We start from the raw sequence: 16,912 nt of genomic DNA, 5'->3' as shown, positions 1-16,912 counted from the left end.
ATTACTCCGCATCTAACTGCGCGAGCAAGATTTCCAGTTCTTCGTGGGCAACTTCCCACGCTGCCAATGCCTCATCCAATAATTGTTTAACCTCGGCATATCTCTTTTGCAACGCGGCTGTTTTGGCACCGTCTGAGTAGGTGGACGGATCGCCGAGCGCGGTTTCGATATCCGCTTTTTCTTTTTTTTTTTATTCGATATTGCTCTCACATTCATCCACATTTTGCTGCAACTTTTTGCGCTCTTTGCTGATGGCCTGCCGGGCTTCAGCTTCGCGGCGCTTTTGCTCTTTGGATTTGTAAACGCCTGAATCCGCTGCGCTTACCGATTGGGATTGCTTTTGGGGAATCGCCGATGGTAGTGTGTGACTTTTGCGCTTTTCCAGATAATCCGAATATTTCCCCTCAAATTGGCGCAACCCGCCATCCTTCAATTCGATCACTTTGGTAACCATGCTATCCAGAAAATAACGGTCGTGGGAAATGAGCAGCAATGTGCCGTCGTACGCGCTGAGCGCCTTTTCCAGCGCTGCCTGCGATGCGATATCGAGGTGGTTGGTCGGTTCGTCCATGATTAAAAAATTGACCGGCGAGAGCAGGATTTTCGCCAGCGAAACCCGCGCTTTTTCACCGCCGGAAAGCACGTGAATCGGTTTGTCCACTGTGTCGCCGCTGAACTGGAAAACGCCGAGTATGTCGCGCAATTTCGGGCGATGTGCATCCGCAACCGTTGCCTCAACTTCCTCAAAAACAGTGGCGTTCAGATTGAGCGTGTCCACCTGATGCTGGGCGTAATAACCCATTTGCACCCTTTCGCCGATGTGCACTTTTCCTTTTTGCGGTTGGAATTGCTGAAAAATCAGCCGGGTAAGGGTGGTTTTTCCCGCGCCGTTAACGCCCACCAGCGCCACTTTTTCGCCGCGATACAGGCTGAGATTTACATCCCGCAACACCCAGTCATCAGTATATTTGAACCACAAATTGTTCATATGCAGCACATCTTTATAGCTGTGGGTTTCCACCCGGATGTTGAACGAAATGGTCGACGGCGGCTCCGGCAGCTCGATGGTTTCCATTTTTTCGAGCATTTTTACTCGGCTTTGCACCTGTGCCGCTTTTGTGGCTTTGTATCGGAAACGGTCAACAAATCGCTGGATGCGCTCCCGTTCTTCTTTTTGTTCCTCATATTTTTTGATCAGCAGCGCTTCGCGTTCGGCTTTTTTTGTCTCATATTGTTGATAATTTCCGGGATAAATCACCAGTTTTCCCTGCTCCAGCGAGGCAATTTCATCCGCGATGCGATCGATAAAAAAGCGATCGTGCGAAACCGTGATGATGCTGCCGGGAAATTGTTTGAGATAGCCTTCCAGCCATTCCAGCGATTCGAGATCGAGGTGGTTGGTCGGTTCGTCCAGCAGCAGCAAATCCGGCTGTTGCAGCAGCAATCGCGCGAGATACACCCGCATCCGCCAGCCACCGCTGAAATCTCCCAACGGGCGATGAAAATCGCTTTCGGCAAAACCCAATCCTGCCAAAATCGATTTGGCGTCCGACTCCAGCCGGTAACCGCCCAAATGCCGGAATTGCTCTTCGATGATGCTCAGTTTGTTCATCACCTGTTCGGTATTTTTGGGATTTGCCGCCAGTTCGCTGTGCAGCCGGTCGATTTCCGTTTGCATTGCCAGCAATTTTTGATGCCCTTTGATGACGCCTTCGAGAATGTCGTTCATCGCCAGCGAAATTTCTTCCTGCGGTAAATAACCGATCTGGTATTCGTTTGGCTTGACCATCTCGCCGTCATCTGCGCGGAGCACACCGCTGATGATACGCAATAACGTGGTTTTGCCGGTGCCGTTCGGTCCGATCAGCGCAATATGCCGCCCCGGATTGATAATCCAGTTAATGTCCCGCAGCAGTTCGCGCCCGCCAATAATGTATTTCAGAGATTTTATTTGTAACATTTTTTCATTTGGAAAAAGGATAATAGATAAAGATAAATCCAATTAATATTGCGAAACAGCCGGTAAAAATAAGCCCAAAACGGTCAAAATGCAACAGCCAGCAAACGATGCCGGCTGATAAATCCGGCGTTTTCAATTGCTTTTCGGGATGCGAAATTATCGGTTTCGGTTGAACAAATTGGGATACGCTTTCGTTGATAACACTTTGATTTTAATAATGTTAACACATATCGCCCGACGCCGCGATTGCGATATTCCGGATCGACAATCATCCCCAAATCTGCATATTTTGGCTGCGACGCGCTTTTGCGCAATTCGCCGGTGGCGATGAGTTTTTCATTATCGAACAAAAAATAGAGCTGTTTTTTGCGGATCAGATTATCCACAAACGCCCGGAACGAGGTTTTTACGGACAGGCTTTTCTGGAAAAACCGCTCGGTTTTTATCTCCTCTCCCGGAACTGCCTGCCGGAATTCCAGCTTCCCAAATCCGTTGATTTCCGGTTTAATTTTCTGGTAATCTTCAAATAAATAGGCAATCACGCTGACGTGGTGCTGGCGTTCCATACTCAACGATAACAACAGCGAATCGCCGGTGCTGACCACGGCGCTATCGAACAAATTCATTGCCAGCAAATGATCGAAAATGGCATTCGCATGTGCCCAAAATCGTTTAAACAGGTTGAACACCAGCAGGCTGCGGTTCGCATCCACACAAAAATATCCGGCGATTTCCGTTCCGAAATTCATTTGCCATTGGTTGGCATTGGAAATATACGCGGTTTCCCACATGCCGTCCAGCGGTGTGGTCAACTGGCGATAATATTCCTTTGCCAAACCTTTGAAAAATTTGGATTTATCGATTGCTGTTATTGTAATCATCGATGGTGACAGATTTATTTGTGGTTTAATATTTCATCCAGATTATCGGGAATGCTGATGGTAAAAACGGTGCCTTTGCCAACCTCGCTTTCAACGCGAATGCTGCCCCGGTGGTCTTCTGTGATGATGCGATAAACAATGGATAAGCCCAATCCGGTGCCGACGCCCACCCCTTTGGTGGTGAAGCCGGGATCAAAAATTTTGGGTAAATTTTTAGCGGGAATACCGCTGCCCGAATCGCTGATTTTGATGAACACTTGCCCGTTTTCGTGCCAGGTTTTGATGGTCACCGTGCCGTCGCCGGAAATGGCTTGTTTCGCGTTCATCACCAGATTCAAAACCACCTGGTTGAGTTTGCTCGGGTAAAATGAAATTGGTGGAACATCGCCAAATTCTTTCACAACGGTGATGTGGTGTTTTATCTCATGCCGGATCAGTTGCAGCGTGTCTTCGATACCTTCGTGAATATCGGCTTCTTTTAGTTCCGCTTCATCCAACCGGGCAAAGCGCCGCAGTTGTTTCACGATATTTGTGACGCGATCCGTGCCGTTCCCGATGATTTTCTGTGCATCATCAATCAATTTTACGATGCGGCTTATCGCGCTGTTTTCAAACAAGTTAGGTGATTCCTTTTCGATCAGCACTTTCAGCTTTTCCATCGCACGGGTTTGGGTGTCGTGCATGCTGCTGATCGCCCCGACGGGCGTGTTAATTTCGTGAGCCACGCCCGCAGCCAGCATGCCCAGCGTTGCCATTTTTTCGGTTTGGATCAATTGTGTCTGGGTTTCCCGCAGATGACGATTGGCGGTTTCCAGCTCCGCCGTGCGTTCTTTTACCCGTTGCTCCAATTGCTCGTGGGCGCGTTTGAGCGCTTTTTCCGATTGCTTTCGTTCGGTGATATCCCGCACGATCGAAATCACCTCATCTTCGCCGCTTTTGACAATCCGCGCCTCAAAATAATGGGTGTGGTCGCCGTGTGGCATATCGTATTCCAATAATTGCCATTCGTTGCTGGCGATGGTTTCGTGAATTTTGCGAAACGCCAATTCCAGATGTTTCGGCGGCATCGTGTCCCGCAGGTTTTTGCCGATGACCGCTTCCGGGGGAATCGCCAAATCGCTGTCCTTCGGCGCATGATAGTCCAGATATGTGCCATCTTTTTGCATCCGGAACATCAGATCGGGAATGGCATTCAGCAATGCGCTGTTGCGCTCCTCGCTTTTTTGCAGGCTGTGGTTGGCGGCTTCGAGCGCTGCGGTGCGTTCTTTTACGCGAAGTTCCAATATATCATGCGCATGTTGCAGCGCCTCTTGTGCCCGTTTTCTTTCGGTAATATCCCGCGAAATACCTACCCTGTAAATCAGTTTGCCATCATCGTTATAAATCGGGAATCCGCTTAATTCTATGATAACTTCTTTACCAGATTTGTTGATAAATCGAATCTCTTTCCGGATGCCCGGTGTCTCCGTCGGGCGACTGTGGAGGATGCTGGCTACCACGTCTTCGCCAATAAAAATGCCCGGGCTTTTGCCCTGCATTTCCTCCGGCGTGAAGCCAAACAAATTTGTAACTGCCGGGTTAACGTGCGCAATGGTATTGTTTGCACTGATGATCGAAATCGGGTCGTTGGAGTTGTCAAAAATTTTGCGGTAAAGCAGCAGGTTTTCTTCAGCCCTTTTGCGAGCAGTGATATCGCGGATATTCGCGAGAATTACCTGCCGGTTGTTGTACGGGATTTTTTGCAGAAAAACTTCCACTGTGAAAGTTGTTTGATCTCCCGGACGCCGCGCAATCCATTCGAAAAATTGCGGTTTTCCGTCCATTACTTCCTTCCACAGCTCGTACAGCTTTTCCTGTGTGGTTTCTTTTTGGGAATTAAATGAGGGAACGGACATTTGCAGCGCTTCTTCCCGGCTGACGCCGTAAAGCCACAACATTTTGTCGTTTACGTCGATCACTTTGCCAAATTCATCGTGAATAATAATCGCATCGTACGATGCGTTGAAAATCGTTCGCAGCGCTTCTTCGGATTGGCGCAACGCATTTTCGACAGATTTCCGTTCGGTAAAATCTTCCGATACGCCGCAAATTCGCACCACTTCGCCATCTTCATTGTGGATGGGAAACGCACGTTCACGAATCCAGCGCACTTCTCCATTCGGTTTGATGATGCGGTATTCCTCATCAAATTCACCGGTAATTTGCTTTAGCATTGCTGTGTTAATTCGCTGGCGATCATCCGGGTGAATAATGTTCAATAGTGCGCCGAGGTGCTCCATCATCGCGTTGCGATCCAATCCGGTGATGCTCTCATACGCCGGGCTCAAATATAGCGGTTTGCCGCTTTTTACATCGTAAATCCAGAAAACTTCGCGGATGTTTTCGGTAAGTTGCCGGAATCGCTCCTCACTTTCAATCAACGCTTCTTCCGCGCGTCGCCGAACGTCAATGTCATACAATCCACCGATAATAACTTCTTCGCCATCCAGTTCGGTAACCACCAGCGAAAAACTCATCCACGCACTGCTGCCATCGGCTTTGCGAATCAATACTTCGTGATTTTGCAACTGTTTGTTTTCTTGTATTTTACGAACCACATCGATACGATCCGATTCGTTGGCGTAAAAGTTCAGCGTTTTCATGCCAATTGCCTCGTGCGGCTCCCTGCCCACCAGATCGGCGAGCGGTTTATTGGCATACAAAATTTCACCATCACTCAATCGACTCACGATAAATGGCAATGGAGAGGCATCCACAATGGCATGTAACATGGCGTTTGCCTGCCGTAATTCGGTGACATCCATAAACGTGTAAATACGGCAGCGCTTCCCTTCGCCAAATGGTTCGGGATAGGTCAAAAATGGCACAATCATTCGGGTAACCGGGTGCGACAGGCTGAAAACATGTCGCTGAAAATCAGAAAGCCGCGCCAGTTGGGCAAACTCCTCCGGTTTGAGCATCTGGTCCGGCTGCTCAATTGTTTTTTTGAATGCATCGAAATGGTTAAACGTTGGGGCAATTGTGTTCAGAAAATCATCAAACCGGCAATTGTCGACAGACTCATTTTTGATGCCGAAATATTGCAACACGCGTTTGTTGTATGCGATGATTTTGTCCGATTCATTGACCATAATTATCGCCGTTGGCGAGATGTCCAAAATCGCTTGAAGATTTTCACGGCTTCGGGAATAATCGCGGAGTACGCTGTTCAACTCTGCATTTTTGGCTTCCAGTTTTTCCTGCATCTCGAGCATGGCAATATTGCCCATCGCCAGCGAATACGTTTTGCGCTCCAGCTCCCGGATTACCTCATTCTCCGTCGTATTACCGTCTTCATTTTCTGATTTGGATATTTTGAGTGCATTTTTCAAAACCGCCGGCAATCGGTCGGGCAATTCAGCAGATAAAATTACATCACTGGCGCCGGCTTTCATTGCTGCGACTGTTTGGGGAATATCGGGTTCATCCATAAAGACAACAATTGGTACCGGACGATTCAATTTTCGAAACATGCGAATAAAACTTACGCCGTCGATGCGCGGTAAGTTCAGTTTTATCAATATGATATCTGTTAGGCTGTTTTCGAGATGAGCCAATGCATCGCGGCTGGATTCTATCAACAGCGGATCGAAATTTGAGCCATCCAATAATTGTCGCCAATCGTATTCACGGCTGGCGGTGTCATCAATGATAAGCAGTTGTATTCGATATTCCATTTAAATGACCCGGCGTTGGTTTTTTTTCTGACATATGAATGTACGGTACTTGAGGATTTTAATCAACGGTCGCCATAAGTAGCTCCCAAAAACACCGCGCATCAGCAGGTTTTACGGAAAGTTTAGCGTCGGGTTCACAATAATCCAGAGAAAGTGATTCCCCAACTTATTGAAAATAATGGGGTTGGAAACACCAAAAAAATAGTATACGAAAAATCACTATTTTTGCATTTTTTGCTTGACAAAGTAGGTTGGAAATAGTATTATACGAGTGAACGAAAATACACTAAAAAATTGGTTCGTTGATCAATGTAAGAATGCTCGCATTTAAATCCAACTCAAATTTTGGCAAATTTGAGTTGGATACACAATACATATTCATTTCAAATAAGTAAGGAGTACAAGTTATGAACGCCATTCAAATTATCGATACGCGCGAATTAGCCAACAGCGCGCTGTGCAGGGCAGAACAAACCGATCGCCCGGTTTCGCCGGATGATATCAAGGTTGTTTTAACCGGAAAGCAGTATTTGCGCTATTACACAGTCCGGTATCAGGGCGTGAATTTTTTACCTGCGAAAAACCAGTTACGGCGGGAAAACCCGGATGGTTTGGAAGGTTGACAAATGGAATAATTGTACGGTGCCGGAAGCACTCCCCACCGTTGTAGCACACTTTTATGATTGGAGGTTTTTTGTATGGATAAAAGATCAAAATTCAGGGACCTGATTAAATATCGGGCCGGTGCACTCTGTCTGATCGGGATTTTGACGGCGACATTTATGCACACCACAACGTTTATGAGCCAGTTTTTTTATGGCAGCTTAATTTTGGGCGGCATCGCCGCATTGGCAATTGATTCGGGTGTCGTCGCGATGTCCATTTTTAAAGATGAACTTATCCGCGACGGCGAATTAGCCTGGATGGTTCGTATCGTGACCAGCATGGTTTTGTTCGCATCCGGCGTTGCAAATATGTCGGAAGGATTCAAATCCGCTTATGGGATTCAGTTGACCTGGGATTCGCTAATGAGCCTCGATCCGCTGACATGGACCCAATGGGTTGCCGGAACCATCGTTTTCCCGATTTTGGCGTATGTGATGACCGATACCATCGGCACACGAAATTTGATGGAATTGCACCAGCAACAGCAAAATTCGCAACGGCGCGTCGAAAACGCCAGCGGAATTGTGCGATACGAACCGATGCCGCTTAACACCGGTGACAATCGCGCATTGCAAAAAGCGCGGCAGCAACGCAAACTTACCAAAAGCCAGCGCAAACAGATGGTGTTTGATCTCCACAAAAAAGAGCCGGAAATGAGCGTATCCGAAGTCGCGCAACGGGTTGGCGTTTCGCCGCAAACGGTGAAAGGCTATTACAAAGAAATGGGCGTCGATACGGAAAAAGAAACGCTGTTGAACAATTACAGCTCTAATTGATCAAGTTTGTAAATCGTTGTAAATCAGGAGATTGAGTGATGTTTGGCGTTATTCGCGGATTTAAAACGTATCTGGAAAAACAGCTGAGGTTGCCGGAGCCGGAAGTGGTTGAATATTTGGGATATGTGCCGATTTTTGTGGACCATCTCGAAGTGACGGATGTTCGGCAAATTACCGGCAACCGGGTGCAAAACGCATGGAAAAACCGTCGATGGGAATTAACCGAAGACGGTATAAAAGTTAACGAAGTTGCGGAAAACGGCTATCTCAAATCGTTCAAATCATTTTTGGAATATCTGGAAATGAACGAATTAATTTCGGAAACGGGGCTTTCGGAGATCATCCGGCTGACGGAAAAAAGAACCAACGGCATGCGCAAATTGTCTGCAACCGAGCTTCGCCAACTGAGAGAATACCTGGTATTTAATGTGAGTAACGATACCCAACGGCGGGAAACAGCCCTGGTGTTCTTTCTGTTGGCAACCGGTTGTTCGGCAACGGCTGCGCTATCGTTGAATGTTCATGAAAGCGGAAAAATTTTGCCGGTGATCGATGCCGGAAAATCGGGACATTTTTGTTGGGTTGAGGATGTCTGCCGGCTGAATTTTACGGATGCCTCGGGTGATGTGCAGGATATCGAAATTCCTCAGGAAGTATTGCATTTTCTCAATTTTTATCTGGAAAACCGCAAATATCAAAACCGGATTTTGTTTTTGAGCGATGCCCGCCGGAAAGGTCCTGGGCGGTTATCCGAACGCGCAGCCGAAACCATTGTTCACCGGGTACTGTCGGCTGCGGGCATTTCCTGCGAAAAAGGCAATGCCATCGAATTGCTGCGGATCAGCGCGGCACGACAGTCAGCCGTTGCTCCTGCCCGGAATCGTCGAATTTTAGTTTTGAGTGATAATCGAAGTGAAAAAACAGATCGCAGCGCGCAGCTAAAATTGCGCGTCGCCTGAAACAACTTACCCCATATCCCTTCCTAACTCCCTGAAGCAGCAGAAGGCAATCGCACGGAACGCGGTTGCCTTTTGTCTTTTTTTATTTATACAGCTCAATTTTGGCGAGCCGCCCGTCGAGCGGACCGTTGGCCAACGGCTTTTTCCAACTGGGTCGCAACCCCAAAGATTTGAGGTGCTCGCGTTCGCCAAAATACACAAATGCCGTTGATCCGGCGCAGCGCTGTTTCAGAAAATCACCAAATGTTTTGAAGAAATATTGCATGTCAGTATTCATTTCCAATCGTAAGCCGTACGGCGGATTGGTGACGATGGTTTTGCCGGATAACTCCGGAATATCCAGATAGTTACGCTGGGCAATTCTGATCCGTTCGCCGAAAGGCAGAACCGCCAAATTGGTTCGCGTGGCTTTCACGGCTTTGGCGGATTCATCGCTACCGGCGATGCAATTTTCTGCCGGTTCGCGCATTTGCGCATCTGCTTCTTTTTTGACGCGATCCCAAACTTCCTGCGAAAATTCCGGCAATATTTCAAATCCGAAACGCTTCCGGAAATAGCCCGCGGGCGTTCGAGAAATGTGCATCAGCGCTTCCGAAAGCAATGTTCCGCTGCCGCACATCGGATCGAACAGCTGGCGTTCGCCGTTCCATTCGCTCAACCGGATGATGGCTGCAGCCAAGGTTTCCTGCATTGGCGCCAAAATACTTTCGCGACGATAACCGCGTTTGTGCAGCGGTCCGTTGGATGTATCGATGCCAATGGTTCCCTGATCCTGATCGATGTGCAAATTGATCCAAACGGTCGGATTTTTGGTGTCCACATTCGGGCGTTTGCCCAATTTATTGGTAAATCGATCGGCGATGCCATCTTTCACCCGCAGCGCAGCGAACAGCGAATGGTTGATCGGCGAGTTGGAAACGTTCGCGTAAACCGCAAAAGTATCATCCACCGAGAAAAAATCTTCCCACGCCATGGATTTCGCTTTTTTGTAAATCTGGTCGGTGTGGCGGCACTGAAATCCTTCCAGCGGCGCAATCACCCGGCTGAGCAGTCGCGAGCAATAGTTGATCCGGTAAAGCGTTTCAAAATCCGCTGTAAAAAATAATCCGCGATAGCGTTCGGAAATATCCGACGCGCCGAGCTCCGCCAATTCTTCGGCAGCCAGCGCTTCAATTCCGCCGGCAACTTGTGCAAAAAACCGTTGATTTTGTTGATACGAATAATCCATTACATTTTCTACTTTTGTGAGATGAACTGTTGAATTGCGGCAAAAACGGCATCGAACATCGGTTCGGTGAGCTTGCCGGTAAAGGTGTTTTGCTGGCTGGGATGATACGAGCTGAACAGCCGCAATCTGGCGGATAAATCCGTGATTTCGCCGTGCCCGAATGCGGGACGCGGTTTGGGAATCTCGATGCCGGTATCGGATAATTGCTGCAATGTGTATCGCTGCGACAGTTGCCCGAGACACAGTATCGCACCGGGTTTGGCGGTTTCCTGCCATAATTTTATAAAATGGGAAATCTCTGCTTTTAAAAACCGGCTGCAATTGTTGAATTCTTCAGGTGTCGGTTTGTTTGCCGGCGGTGCACAGCGGCACAATGCGGAAATGTAACAATTGCGCAAATTCAATCCGTCATTACGGGAAACAGATTCAGGTTGACTGGCAAAACCGGTTTTATGCAACGCGCGATACAGCCAGTCTCCACTGCGGTCGCCGGTGAACATCCGCCCGGTACGATTCGCACCGTGGGCAGCGGGAGCAAGCCCGACAATCAGCAATTGTGCCTGCGGATCACCAAATCCGGGAACGGGTTTTCCCCAATAATCCGAATCGGCAAATCGCCGGGTTTTCTCGCGGGCAACCTGTTCACGCCATGCCACCAACCGTTGGCAATTACGGCAGCCAATTACTTCATTATTAGTAGATTCGATGGTCATTTTCAATCAAAAGGGTTTCGGATTCGGTAGTTCTGTCGAATCCATTTAGTTTTTTGTCGGCAAAAAATGTCGAACAATATCAATGATGCACAGGAAAAGCCATATTTCCAAACGGAAAATGTGTCTGTTCCGTTGGCATTATAATTGAAGTTTAGCAATCAACCACCGTTGTGAAAGGAAGTATTAATTGTTAATACGGCTAATGATTTTTCTGACCTTGTGTAATCTGTCTTCCGGGTGCTCGGTTATTTTGTCGCTTGCTGCGCATACTCAAAATCGGTTGAATGCCATTCCACAAGATGCAAACAGCAACCTGCTCAATCGTTATCTCGAAGATGGCAAAGCTGTGGAAGTTGAAACCCAAACCAGAGAACATTTTTACGGTAAATTTGTCGGTACATATGAAATGACACCTGCTGAATATCGAAATTATTGCCGCTCTTTTTTTTCGAAAACCGGATTGCGCAACCTCCCTCTGCCCGGCGATACCGTCGAAATATTTACCCGAAAGCAACATTTGATCGGGGTGATCGATCGCTTTACCAGTAACCGGGTGTTTATAAATGAATTGGCCCGATCGGATGAAACATCAATTCCGATTAACGATATCGTGAATGTGTTTCAAACGAATGGACGGCGATACGAATTTTCAGGAATTTTGGCATTTGACAGAAAATATATGTTACCACAAACCGAAGTCTGGATTGTTGCTTGTGAATCTAAAAATAATGAAGTTGATCGTCGTTCTCTGCCGATCAACGAGATACGTTCAGTTCATTTAACCCATCAAACAAATGTCCAAAAATTATTCTTCTTAGGTTTAGTATTTGATATTCCTATTGGTTTAATAGTGTTAACATTTAGGAACTCATCGAATTGGGATTAATTGTTCGAATTTCAATGTGGGATTAAAGTGAAATATTGTGCGGCACATTTCAGCATTATGTTATGTGGATTGATATTCTTTTCCGGCTGCGCGTTGCGGATAAATATTCCACGAGATAATTTTAAACCGGAGCGAATTAATCCGCAGATCAACCACTGTCCTGATGTCGTTTTTGTTACCGAATCGTTCGATACAATTCGAACATCCGACGCGCTTGCGGTTGAAAGAACGATCTATTTCAACATCGCAACGGATGAGCAACAGCAAATATCCATTGATAGTTTGCGCGAAATTCATCTGTCCGATCGCAAAGTAGGGCGAAATTCAGGTATTGCTTTGGGAATATTGGTTGGCGGATTGACAGGCGTGCTGATGGTTTCATCCGGTGCTGATAATGCCACAGCATCTGACGTTGCGACTTTGCCGGATTTTACTCCAGCTTTTGCTGCCTTTGGGGGAATGATCGTGGGCGGAGTGATTGGCGCCGGATTCGGACAGAATCAACACACGAAAATAATATTTCAATTTTCGGATGATAAATTTATTGAATCCAAAGTATTGAAAGCCATAAAACAATTCTTCAGCGATCCCCATAAATAAATAGAGTGAAGCAGCTACAATACGCGCACATTTATCGCGCGGTCGCCCTTCATTTCCCGTTTTAAATCAAACCCGACATCAAGTCCCTCACGTAAATGTGTATTCCGCGATTTGGGATGGATATCGCGAACGGAGAAATAAACCTCATCATCTTCCTCTGTCGTTATAAAGCCGAATCCCTTCACCAAATCGACCATTTTAATGGTTCCTTTTTCCATTTTTGCCTCCATTTTATCGTCTAATTTATTTTTTGAGATGAATAATTGTAATTTTGTCGTAATGCATTTGCAACTGAAAAATTTTCTTTCTATATTTGGAGTCGCATTAAAACCCGAGTTAAACAGCTTTTTGAAGATAAAAACAGACGCTTTTTCGATCCGGAAAAAATTTTTTTGCTATTGCATTTGGATTTTGGCTGATTATATTTAGCGGCTGTTTGAAATGCTGGTGTAGCTCAGTTGGTAGAGCAGCTGATTTGTAATCAGCCGGTCGGGGGTTCGAGTCCCTTCACCAGCTCACAGCGGCTCCGATATTGTTGTAATTAATACTCGGGGAGGTAGCGAAGCGGTCAAACGCAACAGACTGTAAATCTGTCGGCTCAGGCCTTCGGTGGTTCGAATCCGCCCCTCCCCACGCTAAAAGCTTTAGCTCGGCTTTATAGAAAAATGAGTTATGGGCGAGGAGTTGTTTTTTTAGAGGAAAGGTTTTTACATACGCGGGAGTAGCTCAGTTGGTAGAGCATCAGCCTTCCAAGCTGAGGGTCGCGGGTTCGAGTCTCGTCTCCCGCTCAGCGGGAAGCGCCTTGTTTTGAAGTTGCAAGGAGCTTCCTCTCTTTTTTCAAGCCCACGTAGCTCAGTAGGTAGAGCACATCCTTGGTAAGGATGAGGTCACCGGTTCAAATCCGGTCGTGGGCTCTACTTATTTATCCGGAAAAATATTTAGTTTAATTATTGAGAATAAATTCATTGATCAGTTTCTACAATTTCTAACAGTCGGAGGATTCTCTAATGGCTAAAGAAAAATTTAACAGAAGTAAACCCCACGTTAACGTGGGAACAATCGGGCACGTTGACCATGGTAAAACAACGTTGACCGCAGCAATCACTCAGCACCTTTCCAATAAAGGTCTGGCTAAAGCGCGTTCGTTCGATTCGATTGATAATGCTCCCGAAGAACGCGAGCGCGGTATTACGATTGCAACAGCTCACGTAGAATATGAGTCTGACAATCGTCACTATGCACACGTGGATTGCCCTGGTCACGCGGACTACATTAAAAATATGATTACTGGTGCCGCTCAGATGGACGGTGCGATTTTGGTAGTTAGTGCTGCTGATGGCCCGATGCCGCAAACTCGTGAGCACATCTTGTTGGCTCGTCAGGTAAACGTGCCATATATCGTTGTGTTTCTTAACAAAGTCGATCAGGTTGATGATGAAGAATTGCTCGACCTCGTTGAGTTGGAAGTTCGTGAGCTACTGAGTAGCTATGAATTCCCCGGCGATGATATACCGGTAGTTCGTGGAAGCGCTTTGAATGCTCTTAGTAATCCTGGGGATCAGGCTGCAAACGCGTGTATCCAAGAGCTGGTTGAAGCTGTTGACAGCTATATTCCGACACCGGAACGCGATATTGATAAGCCTTTCCTGATGCCAATCGAAGATGTTTTCAGTATTACCGGTCGTGGCACCGTGGGTACTGGTCGTATCGAACGTGGTATTGTTAAGGTTGGCGATGAAATTGCGTTGATCGGTTTGGATCGCGATCGCAAAACCACCATCACTGGCGTTGAAATGTTCCGGAAGCTTCTCGATCAGGGTCAGGCTGGCGACAACGTAGGTTTGTTGATGCGTGGTGTTTCGAAAGAAGAACTTGAGCGAGGAATGGTTGCTGCAAAGCCGGGCTCCATTACGCCGCATACAAAATTTAAAGCTGAAGTTTATGTGTTGAAAAAAGAAGAAGGTGGTCGTCACACACCGTTCTTTGCTAACTATCGTCCGCAATTTTACTTCCGTACAACGGACGTAACCGGTGCAGTTGAGTTGGCTGAAGGCACTGAAATGATTATGCCTGGTGACAATACCCAAATGACGGTTGAGCTGCAAAAGCCCATCGCAATGGAAAAAGAATTGCGTTTTGCAATTCGTGAAGGCGGTCGGACCGTTGGTGCTGGCGTTGTAACCGAAATTATTAAGTAATCAGGTTTTCCGATGCCTGTATAGCAGAATTTGAGGCATGTTTAATGCGTGTTAAAATTACACTTGAGTGTACGGTTTGTAAAAGCCGTAATTATGTGGAAGATAAAAACAAGCAAAAACATCCCAATCGTGTTGAGCGAAAAAAATTCTGCAAAGTTTGCAATATGCAAACCATGCATAAGGAAACACGCTAAGTTTCAGACAGGCTTGTAGCTCAATTGGCTAGAGCACCGGTCTCCAAAACCGGGGGTTGGGGGTTCGAGTCCCTCCAGGCCTGCATAGTTTGTCATGGTTTTGTGATTTTAGTTTTTACAAGATGAAGTCTGTTAAACTGAAATAAACAGTAAAGTTTACGAGTGAAGTATGAGCGAAAAAATAAAGCAGTTTTACGAAGATGTCATTCGAGAATTGAAGAAAGTAAGCTGGCCTGACAAAGACCAAATTATCAGTTCTTCTTTTGTTGTAGTTGTAATAACGGTCGTTTTTACAACCTTTATCTACGCTGCAGATATGCTGATATCTTCGCTGGTAAATTTACTTTATTAGGTAAAGAAGGAAATATAAGCTGTGGAAAAGAAGTGGTACACACTGCGCGTAATTTCCGGACAGGAAAGCAAAGTTAAGGCGCATTTGGAAAATGCAATCCAATTTCAGGCTATGGAAGAGCAATTTGGAAAAGTTGTTGTACCATCTGAACCAGTGTTGGAAATGCGAAATGGTAAAAAGCGCCTGAAAAACAAAGTTTTCTTTCCGGGTTATATTCTGATCGAATTAAATTACAACACTCGTACCGCTCACCTTGTACAGGAAACGCCGGGAGTCATCGGTTTTGTTGGTCCTAAAAACAATCCGGAAGTCGTTCGCGAGTCTGAAATTGAAGCTGTGCTCCGGAAAGTTGAACGTCAGGAAAGCGAAGTAGAAAAGGTGGAAGTGCCATTTCGTGTGGGAGATCTCATTCGTGTAATGGATGGTCCATTTGCTGATTTTACCGGTGTGGTCGAAGAAATCAACGAAGAGAAGAAAAAGCTCAAGGTTTCGGTTAGTATTTTCGGACGCCCGACCCCTGTTGAGCTGGATTTCCTGCAAGTGCATTTGGAACAATAATATAGTGAGATAATTCGATGGCAAAGAAAATTGTTGGTCAAATCAAACTCCAGATTCCTGCCGGAAAGGCGAATCCGTCGCCGCCAGTAGGTCCTGCCTTGGGTCAGCAGGGTGTAAATATTATGGAGTTCTGTAAGCAGTTTAATGCAAAAACCCAAGATAGTTTGGGATATATCATCCCGGTTGTGATAACCGTATACGCTGACCGTTCATTCAGCTATATTACGAAAACACCGCCGGCTGCAACGCTACTGCTCAAAGCTTTGAAAATTGAAAAAGGCTCTGCTGTGCCGAATCGGGATAAAGTTGCGAAAATCAAGTATAGTCAGTTAAAAGAAATTGCAGAATTGAAAATGCCTGACTTGAATGCGATGACTGTTGATGCCGCAATAAATATCATTGCAGGAACAGCGCGGAGCATGGGAATCGACGTTGTTGATTAAGCTGGTAGAGGAATTCCATGAAGAAAAGAAGTAGACGTTATAACGAACTTTTTAAGTTCATTGAAAAAAGAGAATACAGTCTGAACGAGGCGATAGAGCTGATCAAAAAAACAGCAAATGCCAAGTTTGATGAAACTGTAGAATTATCCGTTCGCCTGGGTGTTGACCCTCGTCATGCTGATCAAGTTGTGCGGGGAACCGTTTCGCTGCCTCACGGATTAGGTAAAGAGGTTCGCGTATTGGTAATCGCAAAAGGCGAAAAAGAGGATGATGCTAAAAACGCAGGTGCAGACTACGTTGGGTATGATGAGTATCTCGAAAAGATCCAACAAGGATGGGTTGATTTCGATGTGCTGATTGCAACGCCGGATGCCATGCGCGATTTAGGAAAACTGGGTAAGGTTCTTGGTCCGCGCGGATTAATGCCTAACCCAAAAAGTGGAACGGTTACAATGGATATCGGAACCACTGTTAAAGAGGTGAAAGCCGGTAAGATCGACTTTCGGGTTGATAAAAAAGGCACCGTGCACACAGGTATTGGCAAAGCATCTTTTGACGCCGATAAATTGCGAGATAATGTGAAAATGTTGATGCAAACGATTATCCGGTTGCGTCCTTCAACGGCAAAAGGCGCCTATCTCAAAAGTATTTGCATTTCAAATACGATGGGACCTGGTATCCGGTTGATTACAAATCCCGTAGAATTTCAGGACTAATCTGAATCGGGAGTTTTAATTCTGACCCTGCGGGGTAATTGTTTAAACAGTTTTGAATTTCAAGCG

The 16,912-nt window shown here is 46.3% G+C and carries 16 protein-coding genes, 5 tRNA genes and 1 pseudogene; 16 read left to right on the top strand and 6 right to left on the bottom strand.

The annotated features are described in order from the left end of the window. Window position 1: 1 nt before the first annotated feature. The 3 genes and pseudogenes from H6629_04580 to H6629_04570 form a co-directional block, all read right to left on the bottom strand. Window positions 2–1,960 (bottom strand): annotated as a pseudogene (locus H6629_04580) (ABC-F family ATP-binding cassette domain-containing protein). Window positions 1,961–2,043: 83 nt separating this feature from the next. Further along, window positions 2,044–2,841 carry a GNAT family N-acetyltransferase gene (locus H6629_04575; GenBank protein MCB9067065.1) on the bottom strand — a complete coding sequence of 266 codons (798 nt, stop codon included), beginning with the start codon at window positions 2,839–2,841 and terminating at the stop codon, window positions 2,044–2,046. 14 nt (window positions 2,842–2,855) lie between these two features. Further along, complete coding sequence (locus tag H6629_04570) at window positions 2,856–6,557, bottom strand: PAS domain S-box protein (GenBank protein MCB9067064.1); 3,702 nt, start codon at window positions 6,555–6,557, stop codon at window positions 2,856–2,858. A 407-nt stretch (window positions 6,558–6,964) separates the two neighbouring features. Here H6629_04570 and H6629_04565 point away from each other — a divergent pair, with 407 nt between their 5' ends. The 3 genes from H6629_04565 (at window position 6,965) to H6629_04555 (ending at window position 8,958) form a co-directional block, all read left to right on the top strand. Further along, window positions 6,965–7,180 carry a hypothetical protein gene (locus H6629_04565; protein MCB9067063.1) on the top strand — a complete coding sequence of 72 codons (216 nt, stop codon included), beginning with the start codon at window positions 6,965–6,967 and terminating at the stop codon, window positions 7,178–7,180. A 75-nt stretch (window positions 7,181–7,255) separates the two neighbouring features. After that, a complete protein-coding gene (locus tag H6629_04560; protein ID MCB9067062.1) occupies window positions 7,256–7,999 on the top strand; it encodes a hypothetical protein in 744 nt (247 codons plus the stop codon). A 38-nt stretch (window positions 8,000–8,037) separates the two neighbouring features. Continuing rightward, window positions 8,038–8,958 (top strand): site-specific integrase, encoded by a 921-nt coding sequence (locus tag H6629_04555; GenBank protein MCB9067061.1) that lies wholly within the window; start codon window positions 8,038–8,040, stop codon window positions 8,956–8,958. A gap of 82 nt (window positions 8,959–9,040) precedes the next feature. On the opposite strand, the gene H6629_04550 is transcribed toward H6629_04555, so the two are convergent. Together H6629_04550 and H6629_04545 are read right to left on the bottom strand one after the other, a co-directional pair. Then, window positions 9,041–10,186, bottom strand: coding sequence for a class I SAM-dependent RNA methyltransferase (locus H6629_04550; protein ID MCB9067060.1), 1,146 nt, complete (start codon window positions 10,184–10,186; stop codon window positions 9,041–9,043). Window positions 10,187–10,194: 8 nt separating this feature from the next. Further along, window positions 10,195–10,899, bottom strand: coding sequence for a uracil-DNA glycosylase (locus H6629_04545; protein ID MCB9067059.1), 705 nt, complete (start codon window positions 10,897–10,899; stop codon window positions 10,195–10,197). A gap of 187 nt (window positions 10,900–11,086) precedes the next feature. Between H6629_04545 and H6629_04540 the strand changes: the two genes are divergently transcribed. Then, complete coding sequence (locus H6629_04540; GenBank protein ID MCB9067058.1) at window positions 11,087–11,785, top strand: hypothetical protein; 699 nt, start codon at window positions 11,087–11,089, stop codon at window positions 11,783–11,785. Window positions 11,786–11,854: 69 nt separating this feature from the next. Further along, window positions 11,855–12,385 (top strand): hypothetical protein, encoded by a 531-nt coding sequence (locus tag H6629_04535; protein MCB9067057.1) that lies wholly within the window; start codon window positions 11,855–11,857, stop codon window positions 12,383–12,385. A gap of 14 nt (window positions 12,386–12,399) precedes the next feature. Here H6629_04535 and H6629_04530 read toward each other — a convergent pair whose 3' ends face one another. Next, on the bottom strand, window positions 12,400–12,603 hold the full coding sequence (locus tag H6629_04530; GenBank protein ID MCB9067056.1) for a cold shock domain-containing protein: 204 nt from the start codon (window positions 12,601–12,603) through the stop codon (window positions 12,400–12,402). A gap of 225 nt (window positions 12,604–12,828) precedes the next feature. On the opposite strand from H6629_04530, the gene H6629_04525 reads away from it, so the two are divergent. From H6629_04525 to H6629_04475, 11 genes are all read left to right on the top strand, one after another. After that, window positions 12,829–12,901, top strand: a tRNA-Thr gene (locus H6629_04525). A gap of 34 nt (window positions 12,902–12,935) precedes the next feature. Continuing rightward, window positions 12,936–13,018, top strand: a tRNA-Tyr gene (locus tag H6629_04520). 82 nt (window positions 13,019–13,100) lie between these two features. Beyond that, a tRNA-Gly gene (locus H6629_04515) sits at window positions 13,101–13,173 on the top strand. Between the two features lie 53 nt (window positions 13,174–13,226). Next, window positions 13,227–13,299 (top strand) — tRNA-Thr (locus tag H6629_04510). A 93-nt stretch (window positions 13,300–13,392) separates the two neighbouring features. Then, window positions 13,393–14,583, top strand: a complete 1,191-nt coding sequence (gene tuf, locus H6629_04505; protein MCB9067055.1) for an elongation factor Tu — start codon at window positions 13,393–13,395, stop codon at window positions 14,581–14,583. 44 nt (window positions 14,584–14,627) lie between these two features. Next, on the top strand, window positions 14,628–14,777 hold the full coding sequence (gene rpmG, locus H6629_04500) for a 50S ribosomal protein L33 (protein ID MCB9067054.1): 150 nt from the start codon (window positions 14,628–14,630) through the stop codon (window positions 14,775–14,777). A gap of 9 nt (window positions 14,778–14,786) precedes the next feature. Further along, window positions 14,787–14,860: transfer RNA gene (locus H6629_04495), tRNA-Trp, on the top strand. Window positions 14,861–14,946: 86 nt separating this feature from the next. Further along, a complete protein-coding gene (secE, locus tag H6629_04490) occupies window positions 14,947–15,129 on the top strand; it encodes a preprotein translocase subunit SecE (protein MCB9067053.1) in 183 nt (60 codons plus the stop codon). A 21-nt stretch (window positions 15,130–15,150) separates the two neighbouring features. Further along, window positions 15,151–15,687 carry a transcription termination/antitermination protein NusG gene (nusG, locus tag H6629_04485; protein MCB9067052.1) on the top strand — a complete coding sequence of 179 codons (537 nt, stop codon included), beginning with the start codon at window positions 15,151–15,153 and terminating at the stop codon, window positions 15,685–15,687. Window positions 15,688–15,704: 17 nt separating this feature from the next. Then, window positions 15,705–16,130 (top strand): 50S ribosomal protein L11, encoded by a 426-nt coding sequence (gene rplK / locus H6629_04480; protein MCB9067051.1) that lies wholly within the window; start codon window positions 15,705–15,707, stop codon window positions 16,128–16,130. 17 nt (window positions 16,131–16,147) lie between these two features. Next, window positions 16,148–16,846 carry a 50S ribosomal protein L1 gene (locus tag H6629_04475; protein ID MCB9067050.1) on the top strand — a complete coding sequence of 233 codons (699 nt, stop codon included), beginning with the start codon at window positions 16,148–16,150 and terminating at the stop codon, window positions 16,844–16,846. Window positions 16,847–16,912: the final 66 nt, after the last annotated feature.

It is taken from the genome of Calditrichia bacterium (genome assembly GCA_020634975.1).
GTDB lineage: Bacteria > Calditrichota > Calditrichia > RBG-13-44-9 > J075 > JACKAQ01.
The sequence above is the reverse complement of the archived record's forward strand: the minus strand, read 5'-3'. Positions and strand labels throughout refer to the sequence as shown.

Coding starts and splice junctions, on each gene's coding strand:
- H6629_04575 (MCB9067065.1), bottom strand. CDS start 2,841: ATGATTACAATAACAGCAATCGATAAATCCAAATTTTTCAAAGGTTTG.
- H6629_04570 (MCB9067064.1), bottom strand. CDS start 6,557: ATGGAATATCGAATACAACTGCTTATCATTGATGACACCGCCAGCCGT.
- H6629_04565 (MCB9067063.1), top strand. CDS start 6,965: ATGAACGCCATTCAAATTATCGATACGCGCGAATTAGCCAACAGCGCG.
- H6629_04560 (MCB9067062.1), top strand. CDS start 7,256: ATGGATAAAAGATCAAAATTCAGGGACCTGATTAAATATCGGGCCGGT.
- H6629_04555 (MCB9067061.1), top strand. CDS start 8,038: ATGTTTGGCGTTATTCGCGGATTTAAAACGTATCTGGAAAAACAGCTG.
- H6629_04550 (MCB9067060.1), bottom strand. CDS start 10,186: ATGGATTATTCGTATCAACAAAATCAACGGTTTTTTGCACAAGTTGCC.
- H6629_04545 (MCB9067059.1), bottom strand. CDS start 10,899: ATGACCATCGAATCTACTAATAATGAAGTAATTGGCTGCCGTAATTGC.
- H6629_04530 (MCB9067056.1), bottom strand. CDS start 12,603: ATGGAAAAAGGAACCATTAAAATGGTCGATTTGGTGAAGGGATTCGGC.
- tuf (MCB9067055.1), top strand. CDS start 13,393: ATGGCTAAAGAAAAATTTAACAGAAGTAAACCCCACGTTAACGTGGGA.
- rpmG (MCB9067054.1), top strand. CDS start 14,628: ATGCGTGTTAAAATTACACTTGAGTGTACGGTTTGTAAAAGCCGTAAT.
- secE (MCB9067053.1), top strand. CDS start 14,947: ATGAGCGAAAAAATAAAGCAGTTTTACGAAGATGTCATTCGAGAATTG.
- rplK (MCB9067051.1), top strand. CDS start 15,705: ATGGCAAAGAAAATTGTTGGTCAAATCAAACTCCAGATTCCTGCCGGA.
- H6629_04475 (MCB9067050.1), top strand. CDS start 16,148: ATGAAGAAAAGAAGTAGACGTTATAACGAACTTTTTAAGTTCATTGAA.